Origin of the sequence: Arsenophonus endosymbiont of Apis mellifera, assembly GCF_903968575.1 — a bacterium.
Classification (GTDB): Bacteria; Pseudomonadota; Gammaproteobacteria; order Enterobacterales; family Enterobacteriaceae; genus Arsenophonus; species Arsenophonus apicola.
The window spans coordinates 1-1,105 of the sequence record NZ_CAJCFU010000017.1 but is presented as its reverse complement, the minus strand read 5'-3'; the positions used below and the strand labels follow the sequence as shown (position 1 = coordinate 1,105).

The 1,105-nt window shown below is 42.2% G+C and carries 2 protein-coding genes; both read right to left on the bottom strand.

What is annotated here, in order from left to right; genetic code table 11:
- Positions 1-22: 22 nt before the first annotated feature.
- Positions 23-340, bottom strand: a complete 318-nt coding sequence (locus tag H1X92_RS00475) for a thermonuclease family protein (protein WP_233458099.1) — start codon at positions 338-340, stop codon at positions 23-25.
- 240 nt (positions 341-580) lie between these two features.
- The coding region (locus H1X92_RS00470; RefSeq protein WP_180558289.1) for a hypothetical protein at positions 581-1,105 on the bottom strand (525 nt) is incomplete at its 5' end.

Genomic DNA, 1,105 nt, shown 5'->3' with positions numbered 1-1,105 from the left:
TAAAGGACGAGAAGGGAATTGCCTAGAAATAGAGCGCCTTTGCCGCGATGCTCACGCCAAAGGCGTGCTTATGTTCTCGAGCCTTTTTCTCGAGAGCCAAAAACCGAAAATTAGTCGCCTTCCCATGGTACCGATATGCCCACGCCAAGCCGGATCTAACCTGTTCGGTATTGATGTTTTTGCCTGCAATGATTAATGTGCCTAACCAACGTCCAAACCTATCCTGTTTTTCTGTCATCACTTCAGCCTGCTTTTTCGCGCTCAGGTGAAGCAGGTTTTGTTTTGAGCGTCTTCCAAAGGGTTGACCTAACTCAGGCGCATCAATACCAATGAGGCGCACTTTGACCCGTTTGCCTTCCGTGAGGACGAAAACAGTATCACCATCGATGACATTAACAACACGTCCAGAAAAATTAGCAAAACAAAAGAATAAGAAAAGCGCATTTTTTTCGCATAGAAATTCAACTTAGTCCGCTCCCCACAGACGAAATTGAGGCGCAGCGCAGCGCAGCTTGCGAGCAGCGAACAATATCGTTGAGGAAGCGGAATTTAAAAATGGTTAATGCCGGTGATGGCAAAGTTATCTAAAAATGTAAGCAATCGCATTGAAACAGATTGAAATAATGAGTGCGGTCGACGTGATGATAATAGCTACCCAACTTTTGTCGTTAACAAAACTGCAGTTTGTCGAAACATCTTCTACCTGATTTACCAGTTGATTGAGTTGCTTTTTGGCATGACTGATGGCTTCAGATATCCCACCTGTTATTTCATTTTTTATCGCGCAGCGGATCTCAAGTTTGGCTTCATCCAGTTGATTGTTGAGTATATTTCGGTGCTTAACGTTAATTTCTGTATAACTTTTTTCTGCCTCTTCTAATCCGACAATCAACTTTTCCAATGAGGCTTCAATCTTTGTCGGCAATTCTTCAATTGCGTTAATTAAACATTGGTGTTTATCCTCTAAATCCGAGATGAGCATTTTGTTGATTTCAGCGTTAATTAACGCGAGTGCAAAAACCGGATCGTTTTTGTCATACATCACGCCCGTGGACTCATAGATTTTGATGGCTATTTTTTGTCGCTGTTCATCATTCATTTTTTT